Raw genomic sequence first — 19,614 nt, forward strand, 5'->3', positions numbered from 1 at the left:
CTCACATCCGGAAGATTCCGAAGCCGCCGCGGGCGCCTTCGACCGGGGCGGTGTGGATCGCGGACAGGCACATCCCGAGGACGGTCCTGGTGTCGCGCGGGTCGATGACTCCGTCGTCGTACAGCCGCCCGGAGAGGAACATCGGCAGCGACTCGGACTCGATCTGCTGCTCGACCATGGCGCGCAGCCCGGCGTCCGCCTCGTCGTCATACGGCCGCCCCTTGGCGGCGGCGGAGGCGCGGGCGACGATCGACAGCACCCCGGCGAGCTGCTGCGGCCCCATGACGGCGGACTTGCTGCTGGGCCAGGCGAAGAGGAAGCGCGGGTCGTACGCCCGTCCGCACATGCCGTAGTGCCCGGCCCCGTACGAGGCACCCATCAGCACGGACAGATGCGGGACCTTGGAGTTCGACACCGCGTTGATCATCATCGCGCCGTGCTTGATGATGCCGCCCTGCTCGTACTCCTTGCCGACCATGTAGCCGGTGGTGTTGTGCAGGAAGATCAGCGGAATGTCGCGCTGGTTGGCGAGCTGGATGAACTGGGCGGCCTTCTGCGACTCCTCGCTGAACAGCACACCCTGCGCATTGGCGAGGATGCCGACGGGATAGCCGTGGAGCGTGGCCCACCCGGTCACCAGACTGGTCCCGTACAGCGGCTTGAACGCGTCGAAGTCGGAGCCGTCGACGAGCCGGGCGATGACCTCGCGCGGGTCGAAGGGCACCTTCAGATCGCCGGGCACGATGCCGATCAGCTCGTCCTCGTCGTACTTCGGCGGTTCGGCCGGTCCCGGATCCGCGTGCGCCTTGCGCCAGTTGAGGCGGGCCACGATCCGGCGGGCCTGGCGCAGCGCGTCCTGCTCGTCGACGGCGAAGTGGTCGGCGAGCCCGGAGGTGCGGGCGTGCATCTCGGCGCCGCCGAGCGATTCGTCGTCGCTCTCCTCGCCGGTCGCCATCTTCACCAGGGGCGGTCCGCCGAGGAAGACCTTGGACCGTTCCTTGATCATGACGGTGTGGTCGGACATGCCGGGGACGTATGCCCCACCGGCGGTCGAGTTCCCGAAGACGACGGCCACGGTCGGGATGCCGGCCGCAGACAGCCGGGTGAGGTCGCGGAACAGCGCCCCGCCCGGAATGAAGATCTCCTTCTGCGACGGGAGGTCGGCGCCCCCGGACTCGACGAGGCTGATGCAGGGCAGCCGGTTGGCGAAGGCGATCTCGTTCGCCCGCAGGGCCTTCTTCAGGGTCCAGGGGTTGGAGGCGCCACCGCGTACGGTCGGATCGTTGGCCGTGATCAGGCACTCCACGCCCGACACCACTCCGATCCCGGTGACGAGCGAGGCGCCGACCGCATAGTCGCTCCCCCAGGCGGCGAGCGGCGAAAGCTCCAGGAACGGGGTGTCCTCGTCGATCAGCAGCTCGATCCGCTCCCGGGCCAGGAGCTTGCCGCGCGAGCGGTGCCGCTCGATGTACTTCTCACCGCCGCCCGCCTGCGCCTTGGTGTGCTCGTCGGCCAGCTCGTCGATTTTCGCGAGCATGGCCGCACGGTTCGCGGCGTATTCGGGGCTCGTGGTGTCGAGCCCGGTGGGCAGGACAGTCATGCGTTCACCTCCGGTGCGTGGACGGCTTCCAGGAGCGCTACGGGAATGGGCAGGCGCCGGGACCGCAGCCACTCCCCCACCGCCTTGGCCTGCGGATCGAACCGGTGCCGGGCGGCGACGCCCTCGCCGAGCAGCCCGTGCACGACGAAGTTCAGGGCGCGTAGGTTCGGCAGGACATGGCGTACGACGGTGAGGTCGGCGGTCTCCGGAAGCAGTTCCTGGAACCGTTCGACGGTCAGCTCATGGGCCAGCCACCGCCAGGCGTCGTCACCGACGGCCCACACCCCCACGTTGGCGTCCCCGCCCTTGTCACCGCTGCGGGCGCCCGCGATCCGACCGAGCGGGGCGGACCGGGTGGGCCCGGGGTCCGGCAGGGGTTCGGGCAGCGGCGGCTCGTCGGCGTCCCGGAGTGGTTGTGTCGTCGCGGGAGGTGCCAGGCTCTCCCGCCGTCCGTCGGGGAGCACGGCGATGTGCGGGACCTCACCGGCCGGTACGTACCGGGCCTCGAACACCCCGTACGGGGCGCCCTTGCCGGGCGGGGCGGTGACGTGGAAGCCGGGGTAGCTGCCCAGGGCCAGCTCGATCGCCGCGCCGGAGACCGCACGCCCCACGGTCTCCTGCTCCCGGTCGCGGACCACGAGCCGGAGCAGGGCGCTCGCGCTCTCCTCGGTGGCGGCGTCGGCCTGGTCGGTCCGGGACAGCTCCCACCGCACCTCGTCGGGTTCGGCGCCGGAGCGGGCGAGCGCGTCCGCGAACTGCTCCCGCACCAGGTGGGCCTTGGCCTCGATGTCGAGGCCGGTGAGCACGAGGACGACCTCGTTGCGCCAACCGCCGAGCCGGTTCAGCCCGACCTTGAGGGTGGGCGGCGGGGCCTCGCCGCGCACTCCGGTAATCCTGACCCGGTCGGGTCCGTCCTGGTCCAGCCGTACGGTGTCGAGCCGGGCGGTGACGTCCGGTCCGGCGTACCGGGCGCCGCCGGTCTCGTACAGCAGTTGCGCGGTGACGGTGCCGATGTCGACGACGCCGCCCGTGCCGTCGTGCTTGGTGATGACGGACGACCCGTCGGCATGGATCTCGGCGACGGGGAAGCCGGGCCGACGCACGTCATGGCCCCGGAAGAACGAGTAGTTCCCCCCGGTGGCCTGGGTTCCGCACTCCAGTACGTGTCCGGCGACGACGGCCCCGGCGAGCGCGTCGTGGTCGTCGGGCCCCCAGCCGAAGTGGGCGGCGGCGGGCCCGGTGACGAGGGCGGCGTCGGTGACCCGTCCGGTGACGACGACATCGGCGCCCGCGGTGAGGCAGGCGGCGATCCCCGCGCCGCCGAGGTAGGCGTTGGCGGTGAGGAAGCCCTCGGGTACGGGGAGGCTGTCGCCCTCCACATGGGCGACGCGCACCGGGACGCCGACCTTCGCCGCCAACTCCCGTACGGCGTCAGCCAGTCCGGCCGGGTTGAGGCCGCCCGCGTTGGCGACGATCTTCACCCCGCGCTCGTGGGCGAGCCCGAGCCCCTCTTCGAGTTGCCGCAGGAAGGTGGTGGCGTAGCCGCGCGTCGGGTCCTTGAGCCTGCTCCGGCCGAGGATGAGCATGGTCAACTCGGCCAGGTAGTCCCCGGTGAGGACGTCGAGCGGCCCGCCGGTGAGCATCTCGCGCATCGCGTCGAAGCGGTCGCCGTAGAACCCGGAGGCGTTGCCGATCCGCAGCGGTACGGTCACTTGCCTTCTCCCCGGGGTGCGCGGCCCGGTCCGGCGGGTCCGGCGAACGCCTGGGCGATGCCGAGCCACTGGTCGGCGTCGGGGCCGACCGCCCGGACGGCGAGGTCGTCGCGGTGGGCGCGCTGGGTGACGAGGAGGCAGAAGTCGACGAGCGGCCCGGTGACGCGCTGCGGTGCGTCCGCCGCCCCGAAGGCGATCAACTCACCGTCCGGCCCGAGGAGTTCGACCCGGAACTCCTCCTCGGGCGCCTTGATCCCCCGTACCAGGTAGGCGTAGTCGCGGGCCCGCACCCCGATCCGGGCGACGTGCCGCAGCCGGGCGGTGGGGGCCCTGGTGACCCCGAGGACGTCGGCGATGTCCTGGCCGTGCGCCCAGCTCTCCATGATCCGGGCGGTCGCCATGGACGCGACGCTCATCGGCGGCCCGTACCAGGGAATCCGGGCACCGGCCGGGGCCTCCCGCAAAACCGCCTCCAGCCGCTTCCGCCCGCCGCGCCACCTCGCGAGCAGCGCCTCCGGGGCCAGTACGGCGATCTCCTCGGCGCCTCGGTCGACGAAGGAGTCGGGCGCCTCCATGGCCCTGGCCACCTCCCCCGCGAAGGCCTCGGCGTCGGTGGCGGCGAGCAGCGCGACCTCATCGGTCCAGGTGAGATGGGCGATCTGATGCGCGACGCTCCAGCCGGGGGCGGGGGTCGCGGCGGCCCACTGCTCGGCGCTCAACCCCCGTACCAGTGCGTCGAGTTCATCGCTCTCGTCGCACAGATCGTCGATCACGGCTGCGACATCGGGCACGGTGCGCTCCCCTCGGGGCGTGGCGGTGTGCCCAGGAGCATGGCAGCGGACCAATAAACAAGCAAGCATGCTTGCATTATTTTCTGACCGGGCCGCGCGACGTTACGCTCACCGCCACCGACAACACATCGCGGGGGCTGCGCACATGGAGCGTTCGAGGGGGCCGAGCCGGCGTGCCTGGCTGTCGCTGGGCATCGGCGCCGTGGCGGCGGCCGCAGTCGGGGGGACGGTGTACGCGTCCACCGACGACGGCCCCGTGCCGGACCGCGAGCGGGTACGGACGGACGTCGCCCCGTTGCGGCGCAGATTCGGCGAGGCGGGGCGGCTGAGCGGGGCGCACTGGCTGGCGTACGACCGGGACGCGAAGGGCCGTACGTATCTGCCGAGCCCGGACCCGCGCTACCGGGTGGTGGGTGTGGCCCGGCTGCCCGCCGGGACCGCGGCCCGGACCGTGGCGGACCCGGCACACGCCTTCGGGCCGGCCGCGCCGCACGGGGTGCCGGACGTACTGGCCTCGTTCCTGCCCGCGCACGCGCGGTGGATGACCAGCGCCTCCTACGACGCGCTGCTCCTGGGCCCCGGCCCGTTGGACGGCCTGACGGAGGGACGGTTCTTCCTCGACGCGGCGACGGACAACTTGTACTTCGACACCGTCAACCCCGGATGAGCGGCGCCCCGGCGGTCGGGCGGTGCCGGGCCGCACTCAGGGGACGAGGGCGATGACGACCGCCGTGACCAGGGCGAAGAAGCTGCCCGCCCCGGTGATCAGGGTCCTGGCGTGGCGCATTCCGAAGGACGGGGCGCGGGTGGTCGCGTCCTTCGGGTTCGCGGCGCTGTAGTAGACGGTCACGAAGTCGCCTTCGGCCGGGGTGAGGCGCGACTGGCGCTCCTCGAAGCTGACGGTGTGCCCGTCGTCCGTGCGGAACTCCAGGGTGGGGTGGGTGTACACGGCGGGGCCTCCCTCGGGGTTCTGGACCTCCTCGGTGCGCAGGGAGACGCACTGGGCCTCGGCAGTGAGCCCGTCGGCCCAGGCGGCCCGGAGCCGGGGGCCCTGGAGGTGACGGTCCAGGTTCCTCCCGGCCATCACGGCCGCACCCACGGCGATGACGAAATAGACGGCGGCGATGACCATGGGCTCCCCCGGCGGGATCTCGCGTGACGGGCCGCCATGATCCCTTGCGCGGGGGCGGGCCGACAAGGGCCCGCCCAGGATGTCAGGTGCGTTCCCGGGGCTTCGCACGCCGCGTCTGGCTCCGTACCGCGCCCATGCTCGCCCCGATGACGAGGGCGATCGCCAGTGCGTCGGTGGTCGTCAGGGCCTGGTCCAGGATCAGGAATCCGGCCGCGGCCGCGATCGCCGGTTCCAGGCTCATCAGGATCGCGAAGGTGGGCGCGGGCAGGCGGCGCAGCGCCATGAGTTCGAGGGTGTACGGAAGCACCGAGCTCAGCAGAGCCACCGCCGCGCCCAGCCCCAGCGTGGAGGGGACCAGCAGCTTCGAGCCCGACTCGATGATGCCGAGGGGCAGCGAGAGCAGCGCGGCCACGACCATGGCGAGGGCCAGGCCGTCCGCCTGCGGGAAGCGGCGGCCGGTGCGGGCACTGAAGACGATGTACGTCGCCCACATGGCACCGGCGCCCAGGGCGTACGCGGCGCCGACCGGATCGAGACGGTCGAGGCCACCGCCGCTGAGCAGCACGACGCCGCCCAGCGCGAGTCCGGCCCAGACCACGTTGATCAGGCGGCGGGAGGCGAACACCGAGAGGGCGAGCGGGCCCAGCACCTCCAGGGTGACGGCCGCGCCCAGCGGGATGCGGTCGGCGGCCTGGTAGAAGAGCGTGTTCATGCCGCACATGGCCAACCCGAACGCGAGGACCGTGCCCCAGTCGGCGCGCGAGTAGCCGCGCAGCTTCGGGCGGCAGACGATCAGCAGCACGAGCGCGGCGACGGCCAGGCGCAGGGTGACGACCCCGAGCGCACCGGCCCGCGGCATCAGCAGGACCGCGACGGCGGAGCCGAACTGGACGGAGAGGCCACCCGCGACCACCAGCGCGACCGGGGCGAGCGCCGCCCTTCGGCCCTTGGGACGCGCAGGGCCCGCCACCCCACCCAGGGCGGACACCGCCTCCGGTACGGCGACGGCTGCGGCCTGCTCCGTGACCGCTGTCCCTGCTGCACTGCGCTGGTCGTTCACCTGCGGTGTTCCTCCCGAGTCCTGCAGTGCATTTCAATGCACTACTTGGTTGAAAATACTGCACTGTCGACGTGCGGTACCTCCTCTTACGTTAGGTACCTCCGCGTGGCACGTGAAATGTCTGCTGGGCTCCCGTTATGCTTCCCGCGCATGAGCCTTGGACGCAGCGGTGACGGCCGCACCGAGAGCCATGCGGGCCGGAGTTCCGGCCGCGGTATCGAGGTCCGCCATCTGCGCGCCTTCCTCGCCATCGCCGACGAGGGCAACGTCACCCGCGCCGCCGCCCGCCTCCGCCTCACCCAGCCCGCGGTCTCCCGCACCCTCGCCGCCCTGGAGGAGCACCTCGGCATCCGGCTCGTCGACCGGTCCACCCACCATCTCGTTCTCACCCCCGAAGGCGTCGCCTTCCGGGACAAGGCCGCCGCCGCGGTCGCCGCGTTCGACGAGGCGCTCGACTCCGGCGGGCTGCGCCACTGGCCGCTGCGGCTCGGGCACGCCTGGTCGGCGTTCGGCCCGTACACCACACCGCTGCTGCGCCGCTGGCAGGAGCTGTATCCGCAGACCCCGCTCGAACTGCTGCGGATCGACGACCGCACCGCCGGGCTCACTCGCGGCGAGGTCGATGCGGCGTTGCTGCGGGGGCCCGTCGAGGCACCCGGCCTCGTCACCGAGGTGCTGTTCGAGGAGGACCGGGTGGCGGCGGTCGCGGCGGACGGCCCGCTCGCGGACCGCGCGGCGCTCCGCCTCACCGACCTGGTGGGCGAGACCGTCGTCCTCAACACCGTCTCGGGTACCACGGCCATCGACCTGTGGCCGCCGGACGCGCGGCCCACCGCGACTCTCACCGTCGCCAACACCGACGACTGGCTGACCGCCATCGCAGCGGGCCGGGGCGTCGGCGTCTCCGCCGCGTCCACCGCAGACATGCATCCGCACTCCGGTGTCGCCTACCGGCCGCTGACCGACGCCCCGTCCGTACCCGTACTGCTCGCCCGGCGGGATGTCCCGGGGCATCCCGCGCTGCCGAATCTGGTCACGCTGGCGCGCGAGGTGGTGGGGTGGGACGGCGGCGGCTGAGGCGGGGTGGATCGGAGGCTGTCAGCCAGCGGCTGCGCCCAGGCGAGGCGCTGCCCGGGGGTGGGCGGCTCGTCGAGAATGCGGACGCGCTCGAACCGCTTGCCGAGCGCGGACTGATCGCGCCGTCCGGCGCACCATGGGTCGTCGAGGTCCCAGTCGACCCGGCCGGAGCAAGTGGGAGCGCCATCCTTGTCAGCTCACAGAGCGCGGCCGCATCCTGGCGGCGGTGTCGAGCCCTTCCAGCGTCGTTTCGCGGATGTTCATCCAGCGGGCTCGTCACAGGTAGAGCTGTCGCTCGCAGGCTCGGCAGAAGGTCTTGCCGTGGCGATTCTCGGTCCGCCGGTGCTCGCACACCACCGTCCCGGGCTCGCCCGAGGGCGCGTGAGGGGGCACGGCGAGCCTCGCCGACCGCGTGGCGCGATCACCGGCCCCGTCCCGTCCGTGCGCCTGGGCCCGCACATGCGGTCGAGTTCCACCAGGCACGGGCCGCACGCGTACACGTCGCCCGTCGCGCCGGGGGTGTTCACGGAGCCGACCCACAGCACGCGCAGGTCCTCGCGTCGGCAGTACAGCCAACAGACCCCCGTTCCCCACAGGTTGCCGTCGTCGGTCTGCGCGACAAGCGGCCACGCATCGCGCCACGGCCGTCCGGCAGCGGGGGCGAGCATCACGACGCACCTCCGTATGCCAACGGTCGCATCACCGCGTAGTCGCCGAAGTTCCGGCGATAGCGTCGGTGCCCCGTCTCCTGCGAGTGCCTGCGCTGCCACTCCTCCACCGGTCCGGGGTCGCTGTACGTACCGGACTCCGCGCCGCACTCGGTTTCGTCGCCGGACACACAACGGGCCTCGTACTCCGGTTCCGCCGTCGCGTCCTGCTCGACGGAGAACGGAACGTAGCGGAACACCCGCCGGGTCACCGCGCCACCTCCTGCCGGTGTCCGGTGCCCCTGAGCCGGAGCGCGGCGGCGAGCGCGTGGGCCGTCGCCACGTTGCAGCGCCCCAGGTCGACCAGCACGCGCGGGGCGGTCCCGGCGCAGGAAACGGCGTCGAGGGACAGGGACGGCAGCTTCACCCCCGCCGCCTTGAGCGCGTCGCTCAGTTCATCGCGCGCCCGCTCGGCGTCCCCGATCCCGTTCCCCGCTGCCTGCCACCCGTTGCCTGTCGTCGCCATGTCTGCCACTCCGTACGCCATTGACCGTTCGGCCCCGCTGCTCTGCGTGACTTCCTGCTCACACCATGGCTTCGGACCACGTACGCTCGATAGATCTGGAGCCATTCCAACGCAGGCGGAATACCGTGGAGTTGAACAGGTGAGCGAAGGGGCTGACCAGGCACGGGAGCCCGCGAACGGTGCCGTGTACTTCGGTGAGGAGACCAAGGCGCTGCGTGAAGCCCTGGTGCTGTCGCAGGAACAGTTCGCGGACAAGCTGCACTACCGACAGGCACAGGTCAGCAAGGTCGAGAACGGCGCCGTGCTCGCGTCGGAGGCCTTCGCGGAGGCCATGGACCGTGTGGCCGGCACGCCGGGCGTGTACGCCCGCCTGCGCGCCAAGCTGAGCAAGCAGGGACATCCTGAATGGTTCGTGCCGTACGTCACCCTTGAGGAGGCCGCGAGCGGGATCACGGACTACTCGTGCACGTTCCTCATGGGCCTGTTGCAGACCACGGAGTACGCGACGGCCGTCTTCCGCGCCGCTCACCCACGTGAGGCGGAGGACCGAATCAAGGAACGCGTGGGGCTGCGCATCAGGCGGCAGGCCGTCATAGAGCGTGACGAACCACCGCTCCTGTGGGTCGTGATCCATGAAGCCGTCCTGCGCACATGCGTCGGTGGCCGTTCCGTCATGATCGGGCAACTTGAACACCTGATCGCGCAGATGGCATCGCCCCACGTCACGGTCCAAGTGCTGCCGTACGGGGCAGGTGCCGCGCCCAGCCACCTGCCGTTTACGCTGCTCTCGTCGAACGGTGCACCCCACGCGGTCTACACCGAGACTCCCACCCATGGCGGACAGGTGGACGACACCTCTAGCGTGGTGGCGACAGCCGTCGGCGTGTTCGACCGGCTTCGTATGGCGGCACTGTCCGAGGAAGAATCACTGACCCTGATTCGCAAGATCATGGAGGATCACGCCACATGAGCAGCACGCCCGACCCTCAGCCCATGCGGTGGGTCAAGAGCACCTACAGCGGCGGCGATGGGGGGCAGTGCATCGAATGGTGCCCCGACCACGCGCGCGCGACCGGTGAGTTCCTGATCCGTGACAGCAAGAACCCGAACGGCCCGCGCCTGGCCCTGACGCATGCGGGGTTCGCCGGTCTCGTGGAGTTCGCCAAGCACCACGGGTGACCGACTGCCCGACTGGCCCCCGAATGACCGGCCCTCGCCGCGCGGCGAGGGCCGTTGTCATGCCGTCAGGCCGGGTCGGGTTCGCGGCAGGGCCTGCACAGGCCGTCGCGGAACGCTTCGGGCCTGCCCGGGGCGCCGCACTCGGTGCACTCGACCATCAAGCGGCGTGCGGGAGTTCCCGGCGCGGTCGGGGTTGCGACGGGCAGGCGGGGCGGGAGCTTGTCGCGGAGGCGGCGGCGGACGAAGCCGAAGGGCGAGTCGACGGACGCGGGGAGCCCGGCGGTGAGGGCGTGCGTCAGGTAGTCGGCGTCCACACCGCGTGCCAACCACTCGGCGGCCGCCTGTTCCAGTGCCGCACAGTCCGCCGCCGAGAGGGCCAGGCGGGAGTCGGTACGGCCGAGGCGGGCCAGGGCGGCGAAGGCGGGAGAGGAGTCCCCCACCGTATGGCCTAGCGCCGACACCTGCCCCACGGTGCGCTGCTGCGGTACCACCATGACGGGCGGCGGTGCCGGTACGGACACGGGCTCGGGCTCGGGTGCTTCGTCCGGGACGTCTGCCCCGGTGACCTCTGTGGGCTCCTGCGGCGCGGGGTAGCGCTCCTCGGCGGCCAGGAAGGCGTTCCACCACTCGTTGTCATGGGCGGTGCGGGACCAGAAGGTGCGGGTCACCCAGCGGACCTGGTCGCCCTCGCCGCTCAGGCATCGCACATGCCGCAGATGTCCCGCCACGCCCAGGGCCCGCAGAGCGCTGCCGACGGCCATCTGCCCGTACAGCGGCTGGCTCCTGGCCAGCGACTTGATGTCCATCGCCGCACCCTCGGACAGCGCATCGACGTAGCCCGCGATGTGCCGCTCACGCTCGGGCAGCATCGCGAAATCGCTCTCGCAGGGCGCGTGTTGCTCCGGCACGGATCGCTTTCCATAGCCGGGCTTGGCCTTCGGGTGGGCGCGCGAGGATGCGGGCGCACGCAGGGCAGGGCTAAGGTTTGAAACAGCCACGGGATCGCCTTTTTCGATCTTGGGGTCAGACCCCGGCCGGTGCTGAGAACACCGCGTCGGGGTCGTTACGTTGGGCACCGTAAGCAGCCGCGACTCGCCGCCGCAAGTTGGTCACGACTAGTCATACTTGCTGGCCGTGACGGGGCGGGGAGGGCGGGAGGTTTTCCCAACCACCTTCATTTCCCTACCGGTTGTACGGCATCGCTCGAATCCCGACGTCCGGATCCCGACCCCCGAAGCCCGAAGCTCAAGACCCGGCCCCGGTCCTCTCCTCGTACCCACGAAAGAGTGAACAAGCCCTCCCCGAAGCTCGGAACCCGGCTCCCGAAGCTCGGGCGCCGGCCGCCCCGCGCCTCAGTCGCAGGAAGTACCCGATTCCGGCGGCAGGCCCTCCGCCAGCAGTTCCGCCAAGTGCCGTGCCCGTACGCCGCCCAGTTGTTCCAGCTGGGTCCGGCAGGAGAAGCCGTCCGCCAGGAAGGCCGTCCCCGGTTCCGACGCCCGCACCGCGGGCAGCAGGCTCTCCTCCGCGCAGGCCGCCGATACGTCCCAGTGGCCGCGTTCGAAGCCGAAGTTTCCGGCCAGGCCGCAGCAGCCACCGCTCAACTCGCCGATCAGTCCGGCCCGTTCGCGCAGTCGGCGTTCCGCCGCGTCGCCCAGGACCGCGTGCTGGTGGCAGTGCGTCTGGCCGGTGACCGGGCGGTCCAGGCGGGGTGGCTGCCAGTCGGGGGCGTACTCCTCCAGGTACTGGGCCAGTGTTCTCACCGACGCGGCCAGTTCGGCGGACCTCGGGTCGTCGTGGAGGAGTTCGGGCAGGTCCGTGCGGAGGGTGGCGGCGCAGCTCGGTTCGAGGACGACCAGGGGGGCGCCGAGTGTGCCGCCCAACCGGTCCAGGGTGCGGCGCATGACCTTGCGGGCCTTGTCCAGCTGGCCCGTCGATACGTAGGTGAGGCCGCAGCACAGCCCTCGGCCGGCGGGGATCGCGTGGCGGCCCGCCGCCTCCAGGACCCGTACCGCCGCCCGGCCCACCTCGGGCGAGAGGTGTTCGGTGAAGGTGTCGGGCCAGACCATGGCCACCTCGTCGTTCGAGAAGATGAACGTGCCCTTGCCCCAGCGCCGGTTAAGCCACCGGGTGAACGTCTCCCGCGCCAGGACCGGAATGCCGCGCTCCGGTGCGACGCCCGCCAGTCGCTTGGCGAGGGCGGCGAGGGGACGGACCCGGGCCAGCGCGTTCAGCGGGCCCGCGAAGGGGGACGCGAGGCGCAGCCACACCGGCAGCCGTCCCATCGCGTAGTGGGCTGCCGGGCGCAGCCGCCGCCGGTAGTGGTGGTGCAGGAACTCCGCCTTGTACGTGGCCATGTCGACGCCCACCGGGCAGTCGCTGCGGCAGCCCTTGCAGGACAGGCAGAGGTCGAGCGCGTCCCGTACCTCCGTCGAGCGCCAGCCGTCCGTGATCACCCCGCCCGCGTCGCCCGCGAGCATCTCGTGCAGCAGCCGGGCCCGGCCGCGGGTGGAGTGGGCCTCCTCGCCGGTCGCCCGGAACGACGGGCACATCACGCCCGAGCCCGCGGGCTCCGCCGTGCGGCATTTGGCGACGCCCACGCATCTGCGTACCGCCGCGGAGAAGTCGCCGCCGTCGTGCGGGTAACCGAACGTGACGTCCACCGGGCGCTTCGGCAGCACCTCGAAGCGGAGGTTCTCGTCGAGCCGGGCGGGGTGGGTGAGGATGCCGGGGTTCATGCCGCCGTACGGGTCCCAGATGTTCTTGAACCGGGAGAAGAGGGCGACCAGTTCGTCTCCGTACATCCGTGGGAGCAGTTCGGCCCGCGCCTGGCCGTCGCCGTGTTCCCCGCTCAGTGATCCGCCGTGCGCGACGACCAGGTCCGCCAGCTCCTCGGAGAAGCGGCGGAAGCGGACCACTCCCTCGGGGTCCAGCAGGTCGAAGTCGATCCGGACGTGGATGCAGCCGTCGCCGAAGTGCCCGTACGGGGTGCCGCGCAGCCCGTGGGCGGCGAGCAGGGCACGGAAGTCGCGGAGGTACGGGCCGAGGCGGGCGGGCGGTACGGCGCAGTCCTCCCAGCCGGGCCAGGCCTCCGTGCCGTCCGGCATCCGTGTGGCGGTGCCGGCGGCGTCCTCGCGGATGCGCCACAGGGCACGCTGTCCGGCCGGGTCGGTGACGACCAGGCCGGCCGGCGCTTCGGCCGCACGGAGGATGCGCCCGGCGTGCGCACGCGCCTCGGCCGGGGTGGCGCCGCCGGTCTCGACGAAGAGCCAGGCACCTCCGCGCGGCAGCCCGGCCGGTTCCCGCACGAGATCGGCGGCCATTCCCTCCACGGTCAGGGGGTGGAACGGGAGCAGACCGCAGGCGGCTTCGGCGGCCGCGGACTCGTCGGCGTATGCGAGTACGGCGAGCGCGCGGGCCGCCGGCGCCTCGACCAGTCGTACGGTCGCCTCCGTCACCACACCGAGCGTGCCCTCGCTGCCGCAGAAGGCACGGACGAGGTCGGTTCCGCGCTCGGGCAGGAGTGCGTCCAGGGCGTATCCGGAGATACGGCGCGGGAGTTCGGGGAATCCGGTGCGCAGGAGGGCGAGGTTCTCGCCGATGAGTTCGGGGAGTCCGGAGAGTCCGGTGGGGGGTTCGGCCTCCCCTGCCCGGTCCAGACGCAGCGTGTCGCCGCCGTAGCGGGCCACGGTCAGGGCGCGCACATTGTCGGCAGTGGTGCCCCACGCGACCGAGTGCGCGCCGCAGGAGTTGTTGCCGATCATGCCGCCCAGCGTGCAGCGGCTGTGCGTGGAGGGGTCGGGGCCGAAGGTGAGGCCGTGCGGGGCGGCGGCGGTGCGCAGGTCGTCCAGGATCACTCCCGGCTGGACGACCGCTGTACGGGATTCGGCGTCCAGCTCGACGATCTTCCGCATATGGCGGGTGAGGTCGAGGACGACGCCGGTGCCGGTGGCCTGACCGGCGATGGAGGTGCCGCCGCCGCGCGGGACCACGGGCACGGAGTGTGAGCGGCAGACGGCGAGCGCGGCGGCCACGTCGTCGGCGTCGCGCGGGGTGACGACGCCGAGCGGTACGCGGCGGTAGTTGGAGGCGTCCATCGTCGTCAACGCCCTTGCGGTGGGGCCGAAGTCGACCTCTCCACGGACCGCGGCGTTCAGGGCCTGTGCGAGTGCGGCGGATCCCGACGGTTTGCGATGTGCGGCCATGGACCCAGGATGCCGTTGATCCGGTCACTCGGCGGCCCCGCGCCCGCGCGATTCCCCCGAATACGTCAATACGTCGGAATACGTCGGACGCGTAGTCACATACGTGACAGAAAACGCCACAAGCGCTTCCCAAAAAGAGCGTCAATTCTCATATAGTGACCACGACTTGCCCTGGAATTATCAGCTCCAGTTATCGTGTTCGCCCCTTCCGTACCGAACTATCCCGATCAGACCTGTTGGTCCCGCCTGCCCTGCCCGTCCCGTTTACCCCGTCCGCCCCCAAGGACTGCACTTGAGCCCCTCATCCCGGCCGACCGCACTGGCCCTGCTGATCTCGCTGGCCGTCACCGGATCCCTGTGCCTGTGGGCGGTCGTCGCCGCCCCCGACTCGGTACGGACCGCGTCGGCCTGGGGGGCGGGCGCCGCCGCCGTGCTGCTCTCCGCCGCCGTGGCCACCGCCGTCCATGCCCGCGCCGCCGCGAACCGGTTGCGCGCCCGTCTCGCGGCGGAGACCCAGCGGTTCACCGGCGAGATCAGTCGGCTCGTCTCCGCCTCCGCGGCCGAGGGCCAGCGGTTCACCGCCGAGACCGCCCGGATCAAGGCCGCCGCCGAGGCCGAGACCGCGAGGATCGCCTCGCAGGCCGCCGCCGATACCGAACGGCTCACCGCCGACGTCGAGCGGCTCGGCGCCCGCGCGGCCCGCAGCGACACCGAGCGTTCCGCCGCGGTCGCCGCCTGCGCCAATGCCGCGGGCCGGATGCAGGCCCTGGCCACCAGCATGCTCGCCGACCTGCGCGAGATGGAGCACCGGCACGCCGCCGAGGACGTGCTCGGCGATCTGCTCCATCTGGACCACCGCACCGCCCAGGCGGGCCGGCTCGCCGACTCCATCGCCGTGCTGACCGGCGCCCGCTCCGGACGGCGCTGGGCGAAGCCGATCGTGATGGAGTCGATCCTGCGCGGCGCGATGGGCCGGATCAGCGGCTATCAGCGGGTACGTCTCCACTCGACCAGCGAAGTCGCGGTCGCCGGCCACGCCGCCGAGGGCGTCATGCACGCGCTCGCCGAGCTCCTCGACAACGCCGCCAACTTCTCGCCGCCCACGGCGGAGGTCCATGTGTACGTCGAGGAGGTGCCGGCCGGTATCGTCCTGACCGTCGAGGACAGCGGCCTGGTCATGAGCGATGTGCAGCTGCGCCGCGCCGAGCGCGCGGTGTCGGCCACCACCCAGGACCTGACGGGTCTTTCCGGCACCCGGCTCGGTCTCGCCGTCGTCGGCCGGCTGGCCCGTAAGCACGGTCTGACCGTGTCGTTCCGGCCGTCCGCGCGCGGCGGCACGGGCGCCCTGATGATGCTCCCGCAGGAGCTCCTCACCCGGACCCCGGTTCCGGTCCCGGTCCCGGAGTCGGCGCCGACGCCGACGCCGACGCCGACGCCCCAGCCGACATCCGAGCCGGCGTCCGAGTCGAGGCCCGAGCCGGAGCCCACGCACGAAACGGCTGCCACTTCGGCAACGGAAGCCGTCCCCGCCTCCTCTGACTCCCCCGCGTCCGAGACCACCGGCAACCTCCCCCGGTTCGGCGAGAGCGGGCTCCCCAAGCGCCCCCGCGGCCGCACCCTCGCCGCCGCCGAGGCCCGTACAAACGCGGGCGGTGCCACCGCAACCCCCCGGCCCCGTACCGCCGACCCCAAGGAACAGGCAGCCCGCTTCAGCAGCTTCCGCCAGGCTGTTCGGGCCAACTCCCCGCACCCGGAAGAAGGCAACACCCGATGACCGCGACCACCGACGAGAAGCTCAACTGGCTGCTGGAGGGGCTCCTGGAGCGCACCCCCGGCACCCGCCACGCCCTTGTCCTGTCCAGGGACGGACTCAAGCTGTGCCGTACCCCCGAGCTCTCCGTCGATCAGGCCGACCAACTGGCCGCGATCTCGGCCGGTATCCAGAGCCTGTCGCACGGCGCGTCCGTCGAGTTCGGTGACGGCACCGGCGGCGTACGGTCAGCGATGGCCGAGTTCTACGGCGGTGTGCTGTTCATCGTCGAGGCGGGTGCCGGCGCCCATCTCGCGGTCGTCGCCTCGGAGGACGCCGACGTCGGCTTCATCGGCCACAACATGAGCGAACTCGTCGAGCAGCTCGGCGAGCACCTGAGCGCCCCGCCGCGTTCCCCCTCGGCCCCCGAGGCCGCCGCGGTCGTCGACGCGACAGCGAACGTATGACCCGCCCCCGTCCCGGCCGGGATGACGACCCGGACCGGCTGTACACCCTCACCGGTGGCCGCAGCCGGTCCGATTCGGACGCTTTCGACCTGGTGACGCTGGTCGTCTCCGAGTGCGAGCCGGCCCCCGGCATGCAGTCGGAGCACGTCACGATCCTGCGGATGTGCACGCGGCCCACCGCGGTCGTGGAGATCGCGGCGAGCCTCGGCCTGCCTGTCAGCATCGTCCGGATCATGCTGTCCGATCTGCTGGACACCGGCCGGATCAGCGCCCGTCACCCCCGTACCGCCCGTGTCGCGGACCGGCTCCCCGACCCCGACATCCTGGAACAGGTGCTCGTTGGACTCCGCAAGCTCTGACCGTGCCGCCCTGCAGGCGACGGCCGACAACGGACTGAAGATCGTCGTCGTCGGCGGCTTCGGTGTCGGCAAGACCACCATGGTCCGCTCCGTCAGCGAGATCCGTCCGCTGAACACGGAAGAGACCATGACCCGCGCGGGCGAGGCCGTCGACCATCTCGACGGTGTGCAGTCGAAGACGTCCACGACCGTCGCGTTCGACTTCGGCCGGATCTCGCTCGACGAACGCTCGGTGCTGTACCTCTTCGGCGCCCCCGGCCAGGAACGGTTCTGGTTCCTCTGGGACCGGCTGTTCTCCGGCACGCTCGGTGCCGTCGTCCTCGTCGACACCCGCAGGCTCGCCGATTCCTGGTACGCGATCGACCGCCTGGAGCATCACGGCACACCGTTCATCGTGGCGTGCAACGACTTCGGTGGCCCGCTCCACACCGAACAGCAGATACGGGAGGCGCTCGACCTCTCGGACGACGTACCCCTGGTGGAGTGCGACGCCCGGGACCGTTCGTCCAGCAAGTACGTACTGATCACGCTGGTCGAGCACCTGCATGCCCTGTCGCAGGGCAACGCCTCCGCCACATCCGCCGCCCGTCCGGAGATCACGCCGGAGAAGACCCCGGAGCCCACCTCGTGACCCAGCCCCCGGCGCCGGCCTCCGGCTGCCCCGTGTCCCAGGGCCGCGCGCCGCTCTCCGGCCCCAGGTTCCAGACCGAACCGACCCGGCTGTACCGGGAGATGCGCCGTGACCACGGGGCCGTGGCGCCCGTCGTCCTCGACGGCGACATCCCCGCCTGGCTCGTGCTCGGCTACCGCGAACTGCACCAGCTCACCGGCGACCCGGTGCTGTTCAGCCGCGACTCCGACCTGTGGAACCAGTGGGAACGCATCCCCGACGACTGGCCGCTGCTGCCGATGATCGGCCGCAAGCAGCCGTCGATCCTCTACACGGTCGGCCCGCGGCACACCGAGCGCGCCGCAATGATCAGCGATGCGCTGGAGGCCGTCGACCCGTTCGCGCTGAAGCGGTACGCGGAGGAGTTCGCCGACACGCTCGTCGACGGGTTCTGCACCAAGGGTGAAACCGACATCATCGCCGACTACGCGATGCTGCTCCCCGCCCTCGTACTGGCGAAGATCTACGGCTTCAGCGACGCCATCGGCCACGCGCTCGTGGGCTCGATCAACGACATGATCGACGGCCGGGAGCGGGCCCTCGCCGGGCAGCAGCACCTCGCCTCGTCGATGATCCAGCTGCTGGTCGACAAACACGCCGAGCCCGGTGACGACGTCGCCACCCGGATGCTCGCCGACGCCGGCGGCTTCACCGACGAGGAGGTCGCCCAGGACCTCATGGTCATGATGGCGGCGGGCCACCAGCCGACCGCCGACTGGATGGGTAACTCGCTGCGGCTGATGCTCACCGACGACCGGTTCGCCGCCTCCCTCTCGGGCGGTAGGCACAGCGTCGCCGAGGCCATGAACGAGGTGCTCTGGGAGGACACCCCGACGCAGAACGTCGCGGGCCGCTGGGCGTCGCGCGACACCCACCTCGGCGGGCGCCACATCCAGGCGGGCGACCTGCTGCTGCTGGGCATCGCCGCCGCCAACTCGGACCCGCAGGTCCGCACCGACGGTTCCGCGCTGACCGGCGGCAACAACGCGTTCCTCTCCTTCGGCCACGGCGAGCACCGCTGCCCGTTCCCGGCCCAGGAGACCGCCGAGGTCATCGCCCGTACCGGCATCGAGGTGCTCCTCGACCGGCTCCCGGACATCGACCTCGCCGTTCCCGCCGAACAGCTCACCCGGCGCCCGTCCCCGTGGCTGCGGGGCCTGACCGACCTGCCGGTGACCTTCACTCCCACCCCCGCCCTTGGAGGCCAGAGATGACCCGGATCGCCCTCGACCCCTTCGTCGCCGATCTCGACGGCGAGAGTGCCCGGCTGCGGGCGGCGGGCCCGCTCGCCGAGGTGGAACTGCCGGGCGGAGTGCACTGCTACGCGGTCACCCACCACGCCGAGGCGCGGCAGCTGCTCACCGACAGCCGGATCGTGAAGGACATCAACGTCTGGGGCGCCTGGCAGCGCGGCGAAATACCGATGGACTGGCCGTTGATCGGCCTCGCCAACCCGGGCCGCTCCATGCTCACGGTCGACGGCGCGGACCACCGCCGGCTGCGCACCCTGGTCGCGCAGGCGCTGACCGTGAAGCGGGTGGAGCGGCTGCGGGCCGGCATCGAGGCACTGACCACGGCGAGCCTGGACCGGTTGGCCGCACTGCCCAGGGGCGGAAAGGTCGACCTGAAGGCGGAGTTCGCGTACCCGCTGCCGATGAACGTGATCAGCGAGCTGATGGGCGTGGACAGTGCGGACCACCCGCGGCTGAAGGAGCTCTTCGAGAAGTTCTTCTCCACGCAGACGCCGCCGGAGGAGGTCCCGCAGATGATGGCGGACCTCGGCGCGCTCTTCACGCAGATCGTCGACTCCAAGCGGGAGAACCCGGGCGACGACCTCACCAGCGCGTTGATCGCGGCTTCCGAGGACGGTGACCACCTCACCGACGAGGAGATCGTCAACACTCTCCAGCTGATCATCGCGGCCGGTCACGAGACCACGATCAGCCTGATCGTGAACGCGGTCGTCGCACTCCAGACGCACCCCGAGCAGCGCAAGCAGGTGCTGAGCGGGCAGGTGCCGTGGGAGAACGCGATCGAGGAGACCCTGCGCTGGAACACCCCCACGTCCCATGTCCTGATCCGGTTCGCCACACAGGACGTCGAGGTGGGCGACAAGGTCCTGCCGAAGGGCGAGGCGCTGATCGTCTCCTTCGGTGCGCTGGGCCGCGACGAGGCGCAGCACGGGCCGACGGCCGGTGACTTCGACATCACCCGCTCCCCCAACCGCCACATCGCGTTCGGCCACGGCCCGCACGTCTGCCCGGGTGCGGCACTGTCCCGGCTGGAGGCGGGGGTGGCGCTGCCCGCGCTGTACGAGCGGTTCCCGGAACTGGAGCTCGCCGTCCCGGCGTCCGAGCTGCGGAACAAGCCGATCGTCACCCAGAACGACCTGTACGACCTGCCGGTCGAACTGGGCTGACCCGGCCTCCTCGCACGCCGTCC

At 71.6% G+C, this 19,614-nt stretch carries 19 protein-coding genes and 1 pseudogene; 10 read left to right on the forward strand and 10 right to left on the reverse strand.

Annotated features, from left to right (window positions below; all coding sequences use genetic code 11):
• Position 1: 1 nt before the first annotated feature.
• The 3 genes from OG953_RS18770 to OG953_RS18780 are packed head-to-tail and all read right to left on the reverse strand — an operon-like array spanning position 2 to position 4,103.
• Positions 2-1,600 carry an acyl-CoA carboxylase subunit beta gene (locus OG953_RS18770; protein WP_405685546.1) on the reverse strand — a complete coding sequence of 533 codons (1,599 nt, stop codon included), beginning with the start codon at positions 1,598-1,600 and terminating at the stop codon, positions 2-4.
• Complete coding sequence (locus tag OG953_RS18775; protein WP_405685548.1) at positions 1,597-3,312, reverse strand: acyclic terpene utilization AtuA family protein; 1,716 nt, start codon at positions 3,310-3,312, stop codon at positions 1,597-1,599. Before OG953_RS18775 ends, OG953_RS18770 begins: the two co-directional genes overlap by 4 nt.
• A complete protein-coding gene (locus OG953_RS18780; protein ID WP_405685549.1) occupies positions 3,309-4,103 on the reverse strand; it encodes a TIGR03084 family metal-binding protein in 795 nt (264 codons plus the stop codon). Before OG953_RS18780 ends, OG953_RS18775 begins: the two co-directional genes overlap by 4 nt.
• 145 nt (positions 4,104-4,248) lie before the next feature.
• Here OG953_RS18780 and OG953_RS18785 point away from each other — a divergent pair, with 145 nt between their 5' ends.
• A complete protein-coding gene (locus OG953_RS18785; RefSeq protein WP_405685551.1) occupies positions 4,249-4,770 on the forward strand; it encodes a hypothetical protein in 522 nt (173 codons plus the stop codon).
• 36 nt (positions 4,771-4,806) lie between these two features.
• Here OG953_RS18785 and OG953_RS18790 read toward each other — a convergent pair whose 3' ends face one another.
• Both OG953_RS18790 and OG953_RS18795 read right to left on the reverse strand, forming a co-directional pair.
• Entirely contained in the window at positions 4,807-5,235 is a 429-nt protein-coding gene (locus OG953_RS18790; protein ID WP_405685553.1) for a DUF3592 domain-containing protein, read from the reverse strand.
• A gap of 82 nt (positions 5,236-5,317) precedes the next feature.
• Positions 5,318-6,295, reverse strand: a complete 978-nt coding sequence (locus tag OG953_RS18795) for an EamA family transporter (protein ID WP_405685555.1) — start codon at positions 6,293-6,295, stop codon at positions 5,318-5,320.
• Positions 6,296-6,445: 150 nt separating this feature from the next.
• Between OG953_RS18795 and OG953_RS18800 the strand changes: the two genes are divergently transcribed.
• Complete coding sequence (locus tag OG953_RS18800) at positions 6,446-7,372, forward strand: LysR family transcriptional regulator (protein WP_405685557.1); 927 nt, start codon at positions 6,446-6,448, stop codon at positions 7,370-7,372.
• A 50-nt stretch (positions 7,373-7,422) separates the two neighbouring features.
• On the opposite strand, the pseudogene OG953_RS18805 reads toward OG953_RS18800, so the two are convergent.
• The 3 genes and pseudogenes from OG953_RS18805 to OG953_RS18815 form a co-directional block, all read right to left on the reverse strand.
• Positions 7,423-7,533 (reverse strand): annotated as a pseudogene (locus OG953_RS18805) (DUF6879 family protein); the annotation flags it as partial.
• Between the two features lie 506 nt (positions 7,534-8,039).
• Entirely contained in the window at positions 8,040-8,291 is a 252-nt protein-coding gene (locus OG953_RS18810; protein WP_405685558.1) for a hypothetical protein, read from the reverse strand.
• Positions 8,288-8,545 (reverse strand): hypothetical protein, encoded by a 258-nt coding sequence (locus tag OG953_RS18815; RefSeq protein WP_405685559.1) that lies wholly within the window; start codon positions 8,543-8,545, stop codon positions 8,288-8,290. Before OG953_RS18815 ends, OG953_RS18810 begins: the two co-directional genes overlap by 4 nt.
• A 139-nt stretch (positions 8,546-8,684) precedes the next feature.
• On the opposite strand from OG953_RS18815, the gene OG953_RS18820 reads away from it, so the two are divergent.
• Both OG953_RS18820 and OG953_RS18825 read left to right on the forward strand, forming a co-directional pair.
• Positions 8,685-9,515, forward strand: coding sequence for a helix-turn-helix transcriptional regulator (locus OG953_RS18820; protein WP_405685560.1), 831 nt, complete (start codon positions 8,685-8,687; stop codon positions 9,513-9,515).
• Positions 9,512-9,724 (forward strand): DUF397 domain-containing protein, encoded by a 213-nt coding sequence (locus tag OG953_RS18825; protein WP_405685562.1) that lies wholly within the window; start codon positions 9,512-9,514, stop codon positions 9,722-9,724. The genes OG953_RS18820 and OG953_RS18825 overlap by 4 nt, the downstream gene beginning before the upstream one ends.
• Before the next feature lie 65 nt (positions 9,725-9,789).
• On the opposite strand, the gene OG953_RS18830 is transcribed toward OG953_RS18825, so the two are convergent.
• Together OG953_RS18830 and OG953_RS18835 are read right to left on the reverse strand one after the other, a co-directional pair.
• Positions 9,790-10,722, reverse strand: coding sequence for a MarR family transcriptional regulator (locus OG953_RS18830; RefSeq protein ID WP_405685563.1), 933 nt, complete (start codon positions 10,720-10,722; stop codon positions 9,790-9,792).
• Between the two features lie 354 nt (positions 10,723-11,076).
• A complete protein-coding gene (locus tag OG953_RS18835) occupies positions 11,077-13,926 on the reverse strand; it encodes an FAD-binding and (Fe-S)-binding domain-containing protein (protein WP_405685565.1) in 2,850 nt (949 codons plus the stop codon).
• Positions 13,927-14,218: 292 nt separating this feature from the next.
• Here OG953_RS18835 and OG953_RS18840 point away from each other — a divergent pair, with 292 nt between their 5' ends.
• From OG953_RS18840 to OG953_RS18865, 6 genes are read left to right on the forward strand one after another with little or no spacing between them, the layout of a single operon-like run.
• Positions 14,219-15,700: a sensor histidine kinase gene (locus OG953_RS18840; protein ID WP_405685566.1), complete on the forward strand. Its 1,482-nt coding sequence runs from the start codon at positions 14,219-14,221 to the stop codon at positions 15,698-15,700.
• Entirely contained in the window at positions 15,697-16,143 is a 447-nt protein-coding gene (locus OG953_RS18845) for a roadblock/LC7 domain-containing protein (RefSeq protein ID WP_405685568.1), read from the forward strand. The genes OG953_RS18840 and OG953_RS18845 overlap by 4 nt, the downstream gene beginning before the upstream one ends.
• The gene (locus OG953_RS18850; protein ID WP_405685570.1) at positions 16,140-16,502 is read left to right on the forward strand and encodes a DUF742 domain-containing protein; all 363 of its coding nucleotides are present in this window, start codon (positions 16,140-16,142) and stop codon (positions 16,500-16,502) included. Before OG953_RS18845 ends, OG953_RS18850 begins: the two co-directional genes overlap by 4 nt.
• Positions 16,483-17,133, forward strand: a complete 651-nt coding sequence (locus OG953_RS18855) for a GTP-binding protein (RefSeq protein ID WP_405685572.1) — start codon at positions 16,483-16,485, stop codon at positions 17,131-17,133. The genes OG953_RS18850 and OG953_RS18855 overlap by 20 nt, the downstream gene beginning before the upstream one ends.
• Positions 17,130-18,386 carry a cytochrome P450 gene (locus tag OG953_RS18860; protein WP_405685573.1) on the forward strand — a complete coding sequence of 419 codons (1,257 nt, stop codon included), beginning with the start codon at positions 17,130-17,132 and terminating at the stop codon, positions 18,384-18,386. Before OG953_RS18855 ends, OG953_RS18860 begins: the two co-directional genes overlap by 4 nt.
• A complete protein-coding gene (locus OG953_RS18865; RefSeq protein WP_405685575.1) occupies positions 18,383-19,591 on the forward strand; it encodes a cytochrome P450 in 1,209 nt (402 codons plus the stop codon). The genes OG953_RS18860 and OG953_RS18865 overlap by 4 nt, the downstream gene beginning before the upstream one ends.
• The last annotated feature ends 23 nt before the right edge of the window (positions 19,592-19,614 follow it).

The sequence above is a fragment of the Streptomyces sp. NBC_00057 genome (assembly GCF_045041165.1).
GTDB lineage: Bacteria > Actinomycetota > Actinomycetes > Streptomycetales > Streptomycetaceae > Streptomyces.

What these genes read in the sequence shown, in the direction of transcription:
- OG953_RS18770 (WP_405685546.1), bottom strand. Translation starts at nt 1,600, where the DNA reads ATGACTGTCCTGCCCACCGGGCTCGACACCACGAGCCCCGAATACGCC.
- OG953_RS18785 (WP_405685551.1), top strand. Translation starts at nt 4,249, where the DNA reads ATGGAGCGTTCGAGGGGGCCGAGCCGGCGTGCCTGGCTGTCGCTGGGC.
- OG953_RS18790 (WP_405685553.1), bottom strand. Translation starts at nt 5,235, where the DNA reads ATGGTCATCGCCGCCGTCTATTTCGTCATCGCCGTGGGTGCGGCCGTG.
- OG953_RS18800 (WP_405685557.1), top strand. Translation starts at nt 6,446, where the DNA reads ATGAGCCTTGGACGCAGCGGTGACGGCCGCACCGAGAGCCATGCGGGC.
- OG953_RS18815 (WP_405685559.1), bottom strand. Translation starts at nt 8,545, where the DNA reads ATGGCGACGACAGGCAACGGGTGGCAGGCAGCGGGGAACGGGATCGGG.
- OG953_RS18825 (WP_405685562.1), top strand. Translation starts at nt 9,512, where the DNA reads ATGAGCAGCACGCCCGACCCTCAGCCCATGCGGTGGGTCAAGAGCACC.
- OG953_RS18835 (WP_405685565.1), bottom strand. Translation starts at nt 13,926, where the DNA reads ATGGCCGCACATCGCAAACCGTCGGGATCCGCCGCACTCGCACAGGCC.
- OG953_RS18845 (WP_405685568.1), top strand. Translation starts at nt 15,697, where the DNA reads ATGACCGCGACCACCGACGAGAAGCTCAACTGGCTGCTGGAGGGGCTC.
- OG953_RS18850 (WP_405685570.1), top strand. Translation starts at nt 16,140, where the DNA reads ATGACCCGCCCCCGTCCCGGCCGGGATGACGACCCGGACCGGCTGTAC.
- OG953_RS18865 (WP_405685575.1), top strand. Translation starts at nt 18,383, where the DNA reads ATGACCCGGATCGCCCTCGACCCCTTCGTCGCCGATCTCGACGGCGAG.